The sequence below is a fragment of the Ruegeria sp. R13_0 genome (assembly GCF_017743995.1).
Taxonomy (GTDB): domain Bacteria; phylum Pseudomonadota; class Alphaproteobacteria; order Rhodobacterales; family Rhodobacteraceae; genus Ruegeria.
Map to the genome: position 1 here is coordinate 187,265 of NZ_JAGHRB010000006.1, position 15,863 is coordinate 203,127.

The window sequence follows — 15,863 nt, forward strand, 5'->3', positions numbered from 1 at the left end:
GGCGGAATCATCAAAGCGCGGAGAATGTGACAGATTCGACTCGGGGCGGTTGCTCGTCCCAGTGGGTTCGATTCAGGACATGCCCGTCGGCGCGGACATCGGCGATGGCGCTCAGGTCGATATCGGCATAGGTCCAGCCCGGTTGGTTCAGTGTCCCTTCGGCCAGAACGCCGGTTTGCGGAAAGCCCTTGTCAGGCGGGCCAAAAATGCCGCCCGTCCCGGTGTTCATATCCACAGCCTCGGACCAGTCGTTGTTTCCCACCAGCGATGCCATGACCGTAACACATTGATTTTCCAAGGCACGCGACATCGCCCCGATACGCACGCGCCAATATCCGGACAGCGCTTCGGTACAGGAGGGGACAAGGATTAGATCCGCCTCACTCAGCGCGCGGCCCAGCAGGGGGAATTCGCTGTCATAGCAGATCAACACGCCGATCTTGCCCAATGCCGTGTCGAACAGTTTGAGAGGACCGCCGGGGGCGATATCCCATTGCTCGCGCTCGAAACGGGTCATGATCTGTTTGTCCTGATGATCCTGACGGCCATCCGGCGCATAAAGTTCCGCCCGGTTCACCGGACGCCCCGCACCTGCCACAACTGGGGCCGAGGCCCCGAGGATGTAAGTTTTGTATTCCTTCGCCAAGCGCTGGTGCAGGTTTTGCACCTCCTCCATCCGGTCCGAGACCGCCTGAATCGACCGCTCCAGATCGCCTGCCACGTCGACCCCATCCAGTGTCGACAGCTCCATTGCGCCGTATTCGGGAAAGACCAGCAACTCGGCTCCGTTCCCAGCGGCCTGCGCTACCCATGCGTTCAGCTTGTCCTCATACTGCGCCCAACTGTCGAGCCAATCGAGGTCATAGGCGGCGGTGGCGACTCTCATCGATCTGTCCTTCGATACTGATTTGTCGGGACACTAAGTGACGATGGCTGGGCGTGTACAGGCCCAACCTTTCGGTCTGATGAAACGACGACAAAGTGAATTGGAGGTCTCAGGCCCATGTGGTTTAATCGTAACTGGAGGGCACCATGCAAAAACCGGAAAGCTTCGAGAAGTTCTATTTCGCCAAGGTCGGCATGGGCGAGGCCTGCGGCTGCGCGGAACGTGTCATTGACGTATATGAGTTCAATCGCAAAGGCGGCGCGCAGAGCAAAGACAGCATTGCCTCTAAGCGGCGCAAAACGAGGTCTCTACGGGGCTGGGCTGTGAAATACGGTCTGATCAGTCGAAGGCGCCAGGGTTGAGAAAAAGACCTTTCTGAAGGTCCTGATTGGCATCACAACAACTGTGTTGCGTGCGCCCTTGAAGAATGACAACCATCGCGCATGGTTCGAATTGCATTTCATATTCTCATCGTTTTGATTTTAACGCTTCTGACACAAATTGGCGGCATCGCTTGGGTGATTTCACGTTTCTTCAAACGGCATCTCTTGGCATTTGTAGCCGCCTACATGACTCTTTCTTTGGCAAGCATCTGGATCGCACCGCATTTCGGGCGCGTGGCGCTGAGTTGTACGAAAGAGGGTCCTCTAGAAGTACAACGTTGGATGTACTGTGCGTTGAACAGAAACTACGTCTCTCCGGAGATGTATGACGTCCTGACCAGCACTGCGGAGGAAATGGAAAGAAGGCATCCGGGCACAGTTACAGTTGTGCTTGATGCCAACTTTCCCTTCTTGGACGGGTTCCCGCTACTGCCTCATCTGTCACATGATGACGGGGAAAAGGCAGACCTTGCCTTCTACTACGCGGACGAAACGGGCTATTTGAAAGGCGCGACGCGTTCACCGATCGGCTATTTCGCATTCGAACAGGGGCCAACAGAGTGTTCAAAGACGTGGCCCACACTCAGATGGGATTTCGATGCGCTGCAACCCCTCTGGCACGGTTACGGCATCGATGAAGACCGCAACCGATCCGTGCTAGAGGTTCTGGTCGAAGATGACCGTGTCGGGAAAGTCTTTGTTGAGCCTCACCTTGTGGATCGCTTGGGCGTTGCGCATCCGAAAATCCGGTTCCAAGGGTGTCGCGCGGCGCGCCACGATGACCATATCCACTTTCAGTTGTAGGCCAGATTCCATCTCTGCGACGATGCTCACAAATCCCGGATCCAAAACTGCAATGGCTTGAGCGTCTCGCCCTTGTCCCCGACATCTTTCCACGAGAATTGAGCGATCGCGCCGGGTAATGGTTCGTAGCCGCGGGATTTCCAGAACGTATCAAGTGGGCGATAGGTTGCGGGCCGCATGGGGTGATCTGCCGGGCGTTGGACGCTGCAGAAAGCACATTTGGTGAAACCCTGCGCGCGGGCGTGGGCCTCGCGTTGGTCGAAGAATTTGTGACCAACGCCTTGGCCTCGGTAATCGGACAGAAGGACGGATTCGGCACAGTAGAAAATCTGTGACAGGTCCAGACCCGTGCCTTGAAACGCGGCGGCAAAATCGTCAGCGTGGTCGGTCAACGGCGCGCCCGTCGAGGCTCCGATCGGGCAGTCATTGTCGAAGGCGCCGACAACGATGGCTTTGTAGCTGTCGCGATAGGATTGCAGGTAGCTACGCTCGTATTCCAGATCGCCGTCATAAAGGTAAGGCCAGGCCCGAAATACCTCGATCCGCAGGCGCGCGACGTCGTCCAGAGCGGCTTCAAGGGTCGCTCCTGTCAGGGGCCGGACGGATGTGACCTCAGCCATTCGAGACCTGTTTGGTCCAGTCCGCAAGGTTATAGAAGGTAGTGACGCGGGTGATCTTGCCGTCATGCAGGTCAAAGAACGACCCTGCAGGCAGGCGGTAGCCCTGGCCGTGCGCTTCGGGCAGGCCCTCGTCGGTTTCCAGATAGGTGCCGTTGACGACGAACTCGGCCGCAGCGCGGGTGCCACCTTGGGCATCGAACACCACGATATCGGTCAGGTTCTCTTTATAGCAGCGGTTCATATGGGCGCAGAAGGCTGCGAATTTCTCTTTGCCGACGCGGATCTGGCCTTCGTTCACATGATGGGCCACGTCATCTGAGAGACAGGCCAGCATGCCATCGACATCACCTGCGTTGAAGGCGTCGAAATAGGTCTTCACGGTCTGGTTCATGGGTCACTCCGTTGGTTCGCCCCAGCGGTCTTTCAGATGCTTGATGATCTGATCGCGGGTCTGTCGGTAGTGATGTAACTTTGATTCCCGCGTCTCGCCCATCCCGGTAGGGTCCATTATTGGCCAATAATCGACATCGAGGTGGAAAATCCGGGTCAGCTCCAGCGCCCGCCGCTGACTGGCCGGGGACAAAGCGACGATCAGGTCGAACGAGCTGAGATCGTCGCCCCATTCCTGCATCTCGTCAAAGGATCGGGTGCGGTGGCGGGACAGCTCAACGCCCATTTCCTGACAGACCGCGATGCAGAAGCCGTCAATATCCAGATCGTTTCGCACACCAGCGGATTGCACATAGGTGCCGGTGCCGTAGAACTTTTTCATGATGCCTTCGGCCATCGGAGACCGAACCGAGTTGTGGTCGCAACAGAACAGAATGGACTGCGGCAGAGGCGTCACCCGTTAGCCTCCGAAATGTAGCACGCAGATCAGCGTGAACAGGCGTCGGGCGGTGTCGGTGTCTACGTCGGCCTTGCCTTCCAGCCGTTCCTGCAGAACCCGGCTGCCTTCGTTGTGAATGCCGCGCCGGGCCATATCGATGGTTTCGATCTGGCTGGGCGGCAGAGATTTGACCGCGTCGAAATAGCTTTGGCAGATCTGGAAATAGTCCTTCACCACCTGCCGGAACGGCCCGAGGGACAGGTGGAATTCGGCCGCTTTCTGGCTGTCTTCGGTGCTGATATCAAACACCAGTCGTTTGTCGCGGATCGAAAGCTGCAGGTGATAGGGGCCGTCGGGAATGGCACGATCCTCCCGCTGAGGCAGGTCAAAGCGGTTCTCCTCAAGCAGATCATAGATGGCGACCTTGCGCTCCTGCTCGATCTCGGGGGTCGGCGGGGGCAGGTTCCGGTCATCCAGTTCGATATGCGAGATACGGGTCATTTTAACGGTCACAATCCTTCACGTCTGCTCAGACCTATAACAATGGATTTCAATGGGCAACGCACAGAAACGCCTCAAGCTGGCGATCTGTGCGTTTCATCAGCCGTTCAGCCGGTTCAGGCGTGCAGTGACGGACAAACCATGCGCTTCGAGGCTTTCCGATTGCGCCAATGTCTCAGCCGCGGGGCCGATCGCGCGCAGCGCTTCTGGGGTCACCTGGCTGAGGGTGGTACGCTTGAGGAAATCCATCACGCTGAGGCCGGATGAGAACCGCGCCGAGCGTGCGGTGGGAAGCACATGGTTGGGGCCGCCGACATAGTCTCCGATGGCCTCCGGAGTATATTGCCCAAGGAAAATCGCGCCTGCGTGGATGGTCTTTTCGCTCAGTGCGACCGGGTCGGCCACGCAGAGTTCCAAATGCTCTGGCGCGATGCGGTTCGACAGCACGGCAGCCTCATCCAGATTGCGCACGGTGATGATCGCGCCAAACTCGCGCCAGCTGGCCCCGGCGATGGCGCGGCGCTGTAGGGTCTCAAGGCGTTTTTCGACGGCCTGCGCCACGGTCTGACCGAACCCGGCATCATCCGTGATCAGGATCGACTGCGCGCTTTCATCATGTTCGGCTTGGCTGAGCAGATCCAGTGCGATCCAGTCGGGCTCGTTGTCCTTGTCGGCAATTACGAGGATCTCCGAGGGACCCGCGATCATGTCGATGCCGACCTTGCCGAACACCCGGCGTTTGGCTGCGGCGACAAAGGCGTTGCCAGGGCCGGTGATCTTGTCGACCGGAGCGATGCTGTCGGTGCCATAGGCCAGCGCGGCGACGGCTTGCGCACCGCCGATACGGTAGATCTCATCCACACCGGACAGTTGCGCGGCCAGCAGGACCAGCGGGTTTGCCTGCCCGTCCGGCGTGGGCACGACGATAGCCAACCGCTCAACCCCTGCCACCTTGGCCGGGATCGCGTTCATCAGAACGGATGAAGGGTAGGAGGCCAACCCGCCCGGCACGTAAAGGCCCGCCGCCGAGACAGCCGACCAGCGCCAGCCCAGCGTTGCGCCGGCTTCATCGGTCCACTGGTGATCCTCGGGCATCTGCTTTTCGTGATAGGCGCGGATGCGCTCTGCGGCCAGTTGCAGCGCGGCGCGGTCTTCGGGGGTTACCTGTGCGACGGCTTCGGCAGTTTCGTCGGCCGAAAAGGCCAGTGTCTCGGGCGTCAGTTCCAGACGGTCGAATTTCGAGGTCAGCTCGATCACCGCCGCATCGCCACGGCTGCGGACATCGTCGATGATCCCGGCCACCACCGCATCCACATCCGGGCTGTCTTCACGCTTGGCCGATAGCAGCGTTTGAAAGGCGGCCTCAAACTCGGGCGAGGTGGTGTTGAGGAAAACGGGCATGATCTGGCACTCCGGAGCGTTTCTCGGGGACATATCGCCCGTAAGGGTTGGTCTCAACCCTTCTCGGCAGGGTGCAGCGATTTGCGCAGGGGGAATTGGGTCATCCCGTGCCACTCTTCTACATCGCCTGCCGAAACCCAGCCATATCTGAGGTAGAAGGCCCGGGCTGTATGGGTTGCATCAAGATAGGCCTGCGCACAGCCCTGATCCGCCAGCTCCTGCTCCAGCCGGGCCAAAAGGGCCCGCCCGATTCCACGCCGCACTTGTCCGGGATCGACATAGAGCAGTGAGATCATCGAACCGTGGCGCAGCCCGCCGACGGCTACGATCTGTCCGCCCAACTCAGCCACCCAGATATCCGAGCCGCTTTGTATCCACCCACGAACGGTCTGCGGGTCTTTGTTGGCGGTCCATAGCGCCACAAGTTCGGGGTTTTTGTGGTGATCCGCCGCGCAGAGATGGGTGATGGAGCGGATCAACACCTGGCTGATCTGGAACACATCGAACACGGTCGCACGGCGCAGCTCCAGACCCGAGGCGGGTCCGGAGAAGGCCTGCGATATGCCGCGTTTATTCTGGATGGTGCGGTGCCTGGCCCGAAGGGGCCTGATAGGGGCGCGTCACGTCTTTCAGGGTGGCTTCAATTGCCTCGACCGTCAGGCGGATCGCGCCGTCACCCGCAAGGGTCAACAGGATCTGGCCTGCTCCGTCCTCGCCGGCCTCGAAATCGACCGAGAGCAAGGACATCACCATATCCGTGTCGCGGCGGTCGATCCCTTGACTGGCAACAGACAGCACCGAGTCGAACACCAGAACCGACTGCACGCGCTCAAAAGGTCGGTCACGGCGGGTGGCGGCATCCTTGTCCTCCCACCTAAAGCGGTTCAGCAACAGCCCGAAACGGCGCTGCGAGGGCTGCCATTTCATCTCGGTCACAGGGAATACCGCATCCTGCGCAAGCGATGAGATCACCTGCAGGTCATCGCCGTCCTCGGCGCCCAGATTCAGCGGCGCTTCGCGGCCGTCTTCAAAACTTGCGTCTGTCATTCGCCCTTGATCCGTTCGATTTTGGCACCCACGCCTTCCAGCTTGCGCACCACATGCTCATATCCGCGGTCCAGATGATAGACCCGGCTGACAGTTGTTTCGCCTTCTGCCGCCAGACCCGCCAGTATCAACGAGACCGAAGCCCGCAGATCTGTGGCCATAACCGGTGCGCCTTTCAGCTGCTCAACCCCTGTGACCGTGGCCGTCCCGCCATGCACCTCGATCTGCGCACCCATGCGGGTCAGCTCCGGCGCGTGCATGAAGCGATTTTCGAAAATGCGCTCCTCCAGAACCGAGGTCCCTTCGGCCGTACACATCAGCGCCATCATCTGCGCCTGCAGGTCAGTGGGGAAGCCGGGGAAAGGTTCAGTGACCACGTCCACGGCCCGCACGCGACCATTCTTGCGCGCAACTTTCAGGCCCTTTTCGGTTTCCGAAACGCTGACGCCTGCGGCTTCGAGTTTTTCCACGAAGGAACTGACCAGCGACATGCGCCCGCCCAGTAGTTCTACCTCGCCACCGCAGATCGCAGGAGCCAACATATAGGTGCCCAATTCGATCCGGTCCGTTACCACCTGATGAGTCGCACCGTGCAGGCAGTCGACGCCCTGAATTTCGATCGTCGATGTCCCTTCACCCGAGATCTGAGCGCCCATCTTGCGCAAACACTCCACCAGATCGACAATCTCGGGCTCGCGCGCTGCGTTCTTCAGGACAGTGGTGCCTTTGGCCAGGGTTGCAGCCATGACGATGTTCTCGGTCGCCCCGACCGAGGCAAAGCGCATCTCGTGCACCGCGCCTTTCAAACCGCCCGGAGCCTTGGCATGCAGATACCCGTCTTTCAGTTCGATCTCGGCGCCCAGAGCCTCGAGCCCTTCGACATGCAAATCCATCGGCCGCGCGCCAATGGCACAACCACCCGGTAGCGACACGACCGCCTGCCCGAATCGCGCCAGCAACGGCCCCAGCACCAGATTTGAGGCCCGCATCTTGCGCACGATGTCATAATCCGCCGTCTGGCTGGTCAGATCATGGCTGGACATCGCGATGACCTGCCCGTCCTGCAGCGCGGACACCTCAGCCCCCAGCGATTGCAGTAGCGCTGTCATGGTCTTGATATCGCTGAGGCGTGGCGCGTTGGTCAGCGTCAGCGGTTCTTCGCTGAGAAGCGTCGCGGGCATCAGCGTCAGGCACGCATTCTTGGCCCCCGCAATCGGTATCTGACCGTTAAGCGGGCCGTTGCCCGTCACCAGAATCGAATCCATCTGCTCTTATCCCTCGTCCTTGTCGGCTTTGTCATCCGAGGCCGCCCGCGCCTTGGCCTGCGCCTTGCGCCGCGCCATGTTGACTTTGAGCGCCGCTTTCAGCCGCTCTTCCCGCGCATCACCGGATTTGCCGTGTTCTTTAGGTGTATCTTTGTTTGCCATGGTCTTTCTCTACAGGAGGCGAAAAAAACCGTCCAGACACCCTTGCGCCGCGTTTCGTTTGAGTCTAATCACCCGCCCACGATGCTGCTGTAGCTCAGAGGTAGAGCACTCCCTTGGTAAGGGAGAGGTCGAGAGTTCAATTCTCTCCAGCAGCACCATGATTTCCCTTGATACATCAGAAACTTACGCCAAACTAAAGGCTTACGTCGCCCGACTCCTACACAGGAGTCCTACACAGTGACCCTGACAATGCCCTCACCGACCAAAGACAAGAATAGCGGAATTTTTTACCTTCGGGTGAACGAAGCGGCAGCGGTCATAGAGGTAAAGGCGCTGGGCGATTACTCAGACAGCGGTTAGACGGACAAATACCCAGAATACGTTGACCCGAATGCACAGGAAAAAGATCACGATAATGGCGGCAACAGCAAAACCCTAAAAGATGTTCTGGATCAACGGATCGAAGACAAAGCGCTGGGGAAAGACGCCGTTCCGGTTAAGAAAGGTACTGAAGACAAACTACGCATTGTTATCCGAAGGTTTAGCGACTTCAGAGGTCACGAGACCATCAATACAATAACCACTGAACAAGTGGACCAATGGAAACGGGCAATGCTGAAAAAGGGTAGGCTGAGCAACAATACGATTGCCCAGCGCATCCAAAACCTCACGACTTTAGTAGAATGCGGGCGGGTACAGGCTCACGGAAAGTTCTTCCCCGAAGGAAATCCTGTGGACTTGGTGGAACGACCAGAAGCCGCTGCAGTACCCAGTTCAGAACACACATTTCGGCTTGAAGAAGCAAGGGCGGTACTGCTCGCTACGCGCACCAAGTCACTCAGTGATGAGACACGCTGGCTCCCATGGCTCTGCGCGTATAGTTGGGCGAGGATCAGCGAGCCTACCCAGCTACGAGCTGAGGACATATTCGAGGTAGGCGGGCGCTGGTTCATGCGGTTGACAACCATGGGCGGAAGGTCACTGAAGACCCAACACAGTGAACGGCGCGTTCCTACTCATGACGACGAGTTGAGCGAGGGTTTCCTTAATTTCGTGGAAGACAAAGAGGCGGCTTCCAAAGGAAATCCGTCATGCCGTCTCTTTGCTGCGTCCGGCCAGTCGAAAATGGGCGATTGGGTCAGGAGAACCCTCAAGATCACGCGGGCAGAGCTGCAGCCTAACCATGGTTGGCGACTCCTATTTGAAGACATGGCGTTGTCCGCAGGGATGCAAGACAGCGCTCGCAATTACATCACTGGACGTACAAGGGGCAGATCGGACGAAGGGTACGGTAATAGCGAAGCAATGCTCCCCGGATTGGCCGTACAGATGTGGTAGGTGCGCCTCTATCTTTTCTTAGCCTCTGCTGCTGCGTATATCACCTGGCATACTTTGAGCCAAATTCATCTACTTTCGTGCGCGCTTTACAGTCATGCCTTCGGACACCAATTTGTATTGAAATGTGTTTTTCGAGTAGACACCATGTTTGAAATAGAACTTTTTTGATTTGAAATAGCCATCACCTTCTGGTGGAGTATAGCTTCCTTGAGCCGCGAGTTTGCCATCAAGAGCGACTTGTACATTGAACTGGGAACTACCGAGAAACTGGACAACAACTTGGAGTTTCTGAGGAGATCCATCCCGCTTGAAGGTTACACTCGTCGGACGCTGAGAAAAGACATCTCGAACACAGCTTTCGCCCGGTCCAGTCTTGTAGTCGGCATCAAGCTTGAAGCGATTGTTCTTCAGAACTGTAACTTTAAGTGGTGGCGCGCATCCATTTCGACCGTCATGCATCTGAAATATATCAAACGGCTCGTTTCTTTCACTCTTCATAGAAACCATCGTAGAGAAGACGTAGGTTCCCTTGGTATTGGGATCGACCGACTTCGAATTTATTTCTGCTCGTTGGCTAAAAGTGCCTCCAGTGCACTTGTTCGAGCTAGTGGTGAAGGTCCACGTCTTTCCTTTCTTCTTTATTGATCCTTTATCGACACCGCATGATATCTCCCATTTGTTTAGCGGGGTCGCGTTTGATAATTCGGCAATACAACAAAAGGCAAAAAACAAAATTACAATGCGGAACATCGGGACTTCTAACCTCTACATTCTTTGGTACGCTGAGGTTAGAGCTGATATAAGTGTTTGTAAATCAATTGAACTTTTCGGATTATTGATTAAACTGAAATTCTTAGCCTTTACTTTTGGCGTCATGGCGACCTGTCGGGAAATCGGTTTGATTTCGCAAGCAACAAATTGGCGTTTGCCTAGGGTTCAAACGTAGGCAAACAACTTTGCCAAGCAATCTAGCAATATGCGAACTTGAACAGGCAACTGTGCTTCTGGGCCAGAGGTGGTATCTAGGGAGGTAGGCTATCTATGAAGCGCGTATTCAAGTTTAGTGTGTTAGCCGTAATCGCAGCGTTTCTTTCAGCTTGTGATACCGGTCCGAACGGCTTTGGAACAGCGCCTCCGGGTGTGTCGCAATCAGAATGGGACGCGCAGCAAAGAGCCAAGCGCGAAGCTTATAGAAAGTGCATGAGCGGCCCAAGACCAGGTGGCGGCACTGAGAGATGTGATCGACTCAGGTGAGGTTTGCCACTGAGCCTCAGTTGAACAGAGTAGGCTCAATTTCTCGATCCATGAACCCGCAGGGTTAGTCATGACTTGCAACTTTTCCGGCAAAAGGCATTGATAACGCTTGAAAAAAGCGAGGCTATCTTGCCCTTGGACTCTATAGTTCTTTCGGCATTGCCCATCTGTAGCGTATGGCATTGGCTGACCTATCCATTTTGCAACTTTATTGCGTCGTGATGGCTACGGCGGCTGTTTTTGGTTTTGGCTGCTGGGCAATGTGGAGCGTATTGGTCGATACAGACCGCCAAATGTCCTTTCTTGGTTGTGCCTTTGTCGATTGGGCTGCGCTTTGTGGCGTACTAGGCCCCGCGCTGTTCGGAACCTATATTCTTTACTCGAGCTTAAACCGAGGCCCAACGCCGTTCAGCATCAGCGCCCGCACTATCGCTTCTTTCACCTTGCCCGGGGCTTTCGCAGCCACTTTCCGAACGCTAACCGGCAACCCCGCATCTGGGAGAATCTTTGCAATGACATGGGCAACTCTTGCCTCGCGACCAGCCGTCGCGCCTCTAAGAGCCGCAGCGCCGCCATGACGGGCTAACAGTGCCGCTGCTACGCCAACCCCTGCGCCTGTAACATATTCAATGGTTACAAAGCCCAGCGCGCCACCAGCGCCGCCTATCAGGCTTTGTTCAATCAACTGTCGTGCAGTGGTGGAATTGCGAACCGCCACCTTGGCGCTTGTACAACCACAAAACGCGTCCATCTGAATACTCGCCCGGCGGATGGGCCTTGGCAGCAGCAGCGGTCAGCTTGTTCAATGCAAGGGTCAAGTCGATCCACTTTCCAATCCCCCTTCAGCATATAGTAAACGATGGAGCATGCTGGAACACCTTGGTGCACATTTTATAAGTACTTGTGCAGGAATCTAGACTGTTTGGAAAATAGTGAAACACCAAGACATAGAAGTTCAATTCTCTCCAGCAGCACCATGATTTCCCAGACGGAACCGAGACGTGTTTACCAAGGTTTGAGACGGTGCCCGAGCTTCGTTGGAGAAACCCGGGCAGAGCTATGTCAAAGCGACAGTGTTTTGACGCGGTCACGCAGTTGGAATTTCTGGATCTTACCGGTTGAGGTCTTGGGAAGCGTCTCAAAAACAACCGCTTTTGGGGCTTTGAACCCGGCCAAGTTATCGCGGCAAAAAGCGATGATGTCCTCAGCGGTTGCCTCGGCCCCGTCGCGTAATTCGATAAAGGCGCAGGGGACCTCGCCCCATTTCTCATGCGGCATTGCGACCACGGCGGCGGCCTGAACCGCGTCATGGCGATACAGCACCGCTTCGACCTCGACGGATGAGATGTTTTCGCCACCCGAGATGATCACGTCCTTCAGACGGTCGCGGATCTGGATGTAGCCGTTTTCATGCATCACAGCTCCGTCGCCGGACCAGAACCAGCCGTCCTCGAAGGCGTTTGAGGTCGCCTCAGCGTCTTTGTAATACCCGGCCATGACCGTGTTTCCCCGAATGGCGATCTCACCTTGTGTGGCGCCATCGCGCAGTACCGGCGCGCCGTTGTCGCGGTCGATCACCGTGACCTCTTCGACCATCGGGAAGGCGATGCCCTGTTGGGCCTGCAACTCAGCCTGTTCCGCAGGGCTGAGATCGTTCCACTCCTCCTGCCAGAGGCATTGCGAGATGTGGCCGTAAGTCTCGGTCAGACCATAGACCTGCATGACGTCAAACCCCATCGCGCGGGTCTTCTCCAAGACCGAAGGGGGCGGAGGTGCGCCGGCGGTCAGCACCCGGATCGCAGGATCAAAGGGGGCAGCGTCGCTTTCGGCTTCGGCCAGCATTTGCAGAACGATGGGGGCGGCACCGAAATGGGTCACGCCATGGGTGCGGATCGCCTCCAGAATACGGTCTGCGGCCGGGATGCGTGTAAAGACAACCGTCCCCCCGAGCATTGCCATCAACCAGGGATGGCCCCAGCCGTTGCAGTGGAACATCGGCACGACGGACAGATAGACCGGATAGGGCGGCATCTGCCACGCGGTGCCCGTACCCAGCGCCATCAGGTAAGCGCCGCGATGGTGATAGACGACACCCTTGGGGCGGCCCGAGGTGCCCGAGGTGTAGTTCAGCGCAATCGCGTCCCACTCATCATCGGGCAGATCGACTGGCAGGGGCGGGGCCGTGGTCAGCGCCTCATAGGTCTGGCCGCCGAGGCTTTGACCAGTGGCGGCAGGATCAGCGATTTCAACCACGGGTATTGTGCGACCCAGCAGATCAAAGGCTTTGGACAGAAGGGGCACCAGTTCCCGGTCCACAATCACCAGCTTGGTGTCCGCATGGTCCAGGATATAGGCGATGGTTTCGGGCTCGAGTCGGGTGTTGAGCGTATTCAGCACCCCTCCGGTCAGGGGCAGGGCAAAATGCAGCTCAAACAGTTCGGGGATGTTCGGGCTGAGGACCGAGACCGTATCGCCCTTTTGCACGCCAAGTGTTGCCAACCCACTGGCCACCGCGCAAATGCGGGCGGCGGTTTCCGCCCAGCTTCGTCGGACATCACCATAGATCACAGCGGTGCGCGCGCCGTGCAGGGATTCCGCGCGGCGCAGGAAGGACAAAGGTGACAAAGGCACATGGTTGGCCCGTGTCTTCTGAAGAGCTTCGAAATGGTGACGCATCCGGGTCCTGCCTGTCTTAGCTGTTGGGCCGCACGCGGGCGGCGGTTTTGTTGGCAAAAGCTTCCAACCGTTCGCGGGCGGCAGGCTGGGTGTTGACCACACCGCCCACCACGGCTTCGGCATAAGCTGCATCCATGCCGGACATGTTGTTCAAATGGCTGATCGCCGAGCAGATCGCAAAATTGGTTAAAGGCAGGTTCTGCGCGATTTGGTCTGCCAGTTCCATTGCCTTGGCCATGCTGCCACTGTCTTCGGTGATGTACTGTGCCAGGCCCAGATCGACGGCCTCTTGCCCCTGATAGACGCGACCGGTCAGGATCATGTCGATCATGCGATATTTGCCGATCATGTCCGAGACGCGGATGGTTGCACCTCCGCCTGTGAAAATCCCGCGCTGACCCTCGGGCAAAGCGAAATAGGTGCCGGGGTCAATGACGCGGATATGGGCGGCGCTGGCAAGCTCGAGCCCGCCGCCAACCACCGCGCCTTTCAGGGCGGCGATGATCGGCACACCACCATATTCCATCTTGTTGAACGCCTCATGCCAGCGTAGGCAGACATGCATGAAGTCATCGGGGCTGCGGTCGGCTTTCCAGTGTTCAACCAAATCAAGACCCGCGCAGAAGTGGTCGCCCTCGCCGGTCAGCACCACAGCCCGCACGCCGGCCATACGTGCGCCGCTGAAAAAGCGGATCAGTTCTTCGATCGTGGCCACGTCCAGTGCATTGCGCTTGGTCGGGCGGTTCAGGGTCACGACATAGAGGCCATTGTCACGCTCGGAAATCGCGAGGTTCTCATAGGTGGCGGGGTTCACGACATCATTCATTTTACGGATCCTTTTAAAGGCGTTATTCGGGAAAGGCCGCGTCAAGCAGGCTGCGCGCGCCGTGTAAGATGCGGGCGTGTTCGGCACTGCATTCAGGCAGGATGTGCTGGGCAAAGAACAGCGCGGTGGCGATCTTCTGGGTCATGAAATGCGTGTTCTGCCCATCATTCAACGCCGCTTGCGCCGGGGTGACACCTTTTGCCAGTTTCCAACCCGCCGCAAGCGTACCTGCCAGCATCAGGAACGGGACCGAGCCCGCAAAAGCCGCGTCGATGTCCTTGCGGCTGTTTTCCAACAGCCATTCCAGCGCGGCTTCAAACGCGTTTCGCGCCTGTGCAAGGCTTGCACCGATGGCTTGCGCGGTAGCATCGCCCTTTGCAAGCTCGGCCTCGGTTGCCGTAATGCGGGCGGCGAACCGGCGGGCGGTCTCGCCCTCGTCGCGCATGACCTTGCGACCCAGAAGGTCGTTGGCCTGAATGGCAGTGGTGCCTTCGTAAATCGGCAGAATGCGAGAGTCGCGGTAGTGCTGAGCGGCTCCGGTTTCTTCGATGAAGCCCATGCCGCCGTGGATTTGAACGCCTAGTGAGGCGACTTCGACCGCACGTTCCGAGCAGAAGCCCTTGACCAGCGGAACCATGAACTCGGCCAGGGCGGCCATGTCCGGATCATCCTGATGGTGCGCAATGTCCAGCAGCCCGGCTGTGGCCGCCGCCATGGCGCGCCCGCCTTCGGTGAGGCTGCGCATCCGCATCAACATGCGGCGCACGTCTGGGTGTTCGATGATCGCCACAGCGTCCTTGACCTGCCCATTCACGGGGCGGCTCTGAACCCGGTCCCGTGCATAAGACAAGGCGCGCTGATAGGCGCGCTCTGAGGTCGCGATGCCCTGAACACCAACCGAAAAGCGCGCAGCGTTCATCATGATGAACATATATTCCAGCCCGCGGTTTTCCTCACCGATCAGGAAGCCCGTGGCGTCTTTGTATTCCAGCACAGCCGTCGGGCTGGCGCGCACGCCCAGCTTGTGTTCGATGCTGATACAGTTCACCGAGTTCTCAGCCCCGACCGAGCCATCCTCTGCCACCATCTTCTGCGGGACGATGAACAGGCTCAGCCCCTTTGGTCCGGCGGGCGCGTCAGGGGTGCGGGCCAGAACCAGATGGATGATGTTCTCGGTCAGGTCATGAGCGCCATATGTGATGAAAATCTTGGTGCCGGACACGCCATAGCTGCCATCCGCGCGCCGCACCGCCTTGGTCGAAACGCGACCCAGATCGCTGCCCGCCTGCGGTTCAGTCAGGTTCATCGTGCCCGACCAGCGCCCAGCAATGAGCGGCTCTAAGTAAGTGGCTTTCTGTTCGTCCGAGCCTGTCAGCAGCAGCGCTTCGATCGCGCCGTCGGTCAGCAATGGGCACAGACCAAAGCTCATGTCGGCGGCATTCAGCATCTCAACCGCCGCCGCACCAACCGTTCGCGGCAGGCCCATGCCGCCAAACTCAGGCGGGTGCGTGAGGGCCTGCCAGCCCATCTCAACAAATTGCGCATAGGCCTGTGCATCCCCTTCGGGCATTTTCACGCGACCGTTGTCAAACTGTGCGCCCAACGTGTCTCCGATATGGGACAGGGGCGCGATCTGTTCGCTGCAGAACCGCGCATAGCCTTCCAGCGCAGCGTCGATATCGGTCAGGTCGAAACCCGAGTATGCGTCCAGAGTGGACACTGTTTCCCAATGGGACAGGTGTTCGATACAGAACATCAAATCCTGTACGGGTGGCTGATAAGACATGCCAGATTCCCCCAATGGTCACTATGGTTTCACGTCATTTATCTTCTGTTTAGCTTGCCGAAAAGCTCATATTTTGCCAAGTTAC

Annotated in this window: 17 protein-coding genes and 1 tRNA gene; 3 read left to right on the forward strand and 15 right to left on the reverse strand. The window is 57.9% G+C overall.

The genetic code is table 11. From position 1 onward, the window contains the following. Positions 1-10: 10 nt before the first annotated feature. Positions 11-886, reverse strand: coding sequence for a carbon-nitrogen hydrolase family protein (locus J7394_RS09955; protein ID WP_209252725.1), 876 nt, complete (start codon positions 884-886; stop codon positions 11-13). Between the two features lie 146 nt (positions 887-1,032). On the opposite strand from J7394_RS09955, the gene J7394_RS09960 reads away from it, so the two are divergent. Beyond that, complete coding sequence (locus J7394_RS09960; RefSeq protein WP_209252726.1) at positions 1,033-1,248, forward strand: hypothetical protein; 216 nt, start codon at positions 1,033-1,035, stop codon at positions 1,246-1,248. A 207-nt stretch (positions 1,249-1,455) separates the two neighbouring features. Further along, positions 1,456-2,073 (forward strand): hypothetical protein, encoded by a 618-nt coding sequence (locus J7394_RS09965; protein ID WP_247748145.1) that lies wholly within the window; start codon positions 1,456-1,458, stop codon positions 2,071-2,073. Positions 2,074-2,099: 26 nt separating this feature from the next. Here the strand turns inward: J7394_RS09965 and J7394_RS09970 are convergent, their stop codons facing one another. The 9 genes from J7394_RS09970 to J7394_RS10010 all read right to left on the reverse strand — a co-directional run bounded on the left by J7394_RS09970 (position 2,100) and on the right by J7394_RS10010 (position 7,898). Then, a complete protein-coding gene (locus J7394_RS09970; protein ID WP_209252728.1) occupies positions 2,100-2,693 on the reverse strand; it encodes a GNAT family N-acetyltransferase in 594 nt (197 codons plus the stop codon). Then, positions 2,686-3,084 (reverse strand): ketosteroid isomerase-related protein, encoded by a 399-nt coding sequence (locus tag J7394_RS09975; RefSeq protein WP_209252729.1) that lies wholly within the window; start codon positions 3,082-3,084, stop codon positions 2,686-2,688. The genes J7394_RS09970 and J7394_RS09975 overlap by 8 nt, the downstream gene beginning before the upstream one ends. Positions 3,085-3,087: 3 nt before the next feature. Continuing rightward, positions 3,088-3,540 (reverse strand): low molecular weight phosphatase family protein, encoded by a 453-nt coding sequence (locus J7394_RS09980; protein WP_170379877.1) that lies wholly within the window; start codon positions 3,538-3,540, stop codon positions 3,088-3,090. Between the two features lie 3 nt (positions 3,541-3,543). Further along, positions 3,544-4,023, reverse strand: coding sequence for a UPF0262 family protein (locus tag J7394_RS09985; RefSeq protein WP_209252731.1), 480 nt, complete (start codon positions 4,021-4,023; stop codon positions 3,544-3,546). A 99-nt stretch (positions 4,024-4,122) separates the two neighbouring features. After that, complete coding sequence (hisD, locus tag J7394_RS09990) at positions 4,123-5,424, reverse strand: histidinol dehydrogenase (RefSeq protein WP_209252733.1); 1,302 nt, start codon at positions 5,422-5,424, stop codon at positions 4,123-4,125. A gap of 53 nt (positions 5,425-5,477) precedes the next feature. Next, positions 5,478-5,933 carry a GNAT family N-acetyltransferase gene (locus J7394_RS09995; protein ID WP_371811994.1) on the reverse strand — a complete coding sequence of 152 codons (456 nt, stop codon included), beginning with the start codon at positions 5,931-5,933 and terminating at the stop codon, positions 5,478-5,480. A 61-nt stretch (positions 5,934-5,994) separates the two neighbouring features. Further along, complete coding sequence (locus tag J7394_RS10000; RefSeq protein ID WP_170470878.1) at positions 5,995-6,471, reverse strand: DUF2948 family protein; 477 nt, start codon at positions 6,469-6,471, stop codon at positions 5,995-5,997. Beyond that, complete coding sequence (gene murA / locus J7394_RS10005; RefSeq protein WP_209252734.1) at positions 6,468-7,736, reverse strand: UDP-N-acetylglucosamine 1-carboxyvinyltransferase; 1,269 nt, start codon at positions 7,734-7,736, stop codon at positions 6,468-6,470. Before murA ends, J7394_RS10000 begins: the two co-directional genes overlap by 4 nt. 6 nt (positions 7,737-7,742) lie before the next feature. Continuing rightward, entirely contained in the window at positions 7,743-7,898 is a 156-nt protein-coding gene (locus J7394_RS10010) for a hypothetical protein (RefSeq protein WP_209252735.1), read from the reverse strand. Positions 7,899-7,981: 83 nt separating this feature from the next. Here J7394_RS10010 and J7394_RS10015 point away from each other — a divergent pair. After that, positions 7,982-8,056: transfer RNA gene (locus J7394_RS10015), tRNA-Thr, on the forward strand. Between the two features lie 1,249 nt (positions 8,057-9,305). Here the strand turns inward: J7394_RS10015 and J7394_RS10020 are convergent. The 5 genes from J7394_RS10020 to J7394_RS10040 all read right to left on the reverse strand — a co-directional run bounded on the left by J7394_RS10020 (position 9,306) and on the right by J7394_RS10040 (position 15,778). Beyond that, positions 9,306-9,986, reverse strand: coding sequence for a hypothetical protein (locus tag J7394_RS10020; RefSeq protein WP_209252736.1), 681 nt, complete (start codon positions 9,984-9,986; stop codon positions 9,306-9,308). Positions 9,987-10,866: 880 nt separating this feature from the next. After that, complete coding sequence (locus J7394_RS10025; RefSeq protein WP_209252737.1) at positions 10,867-11,241, reverse strand: hypothetical protein; 375 nt, start codon at positions 11,239-11,241, stop codon at positions 10,867-10,869. 311 nt (positions 11,242-11,552) lie between these two features. After that, positions 11,553-13,166: an AMP-binding protein gene (locus J7394_RS10030; protein WP_209252738.1), complete on the reverse strand. Its 1,614-nt coding sequence runs from the start codon at positions 13,164-13,166 to the stop codon at positions 11,553-11,555. Positions 13,167-13,182: 16 nt separating this feature from the next. Beyond that, a complete protein-coding gene (gene dmdD, locus J7394_RS10035; protein WP_209252740.1) occupies positions 13,183-13,992 on the reverse strand; it encodes a methylthioacryloyl-CoA hydratase in 810 nt (269 codons plus the stop codon). Between the two features lie 22 nt (positions 13,993-14,014). Continuing rightward, positions 14,015-15,778 (reverse strand): acyl-CoA dehydrogenase, encoded by a 1,764-nt coding sequence (locus J7394_RS10040; protein ID WP_209252742.1) that lies wholly within the window; start codon positions 15,776-15,778, stop codon positions 14,015-14,017. Between the last annotated feature and the right edge of the window lie 85 nt (positions 15,779-15,863).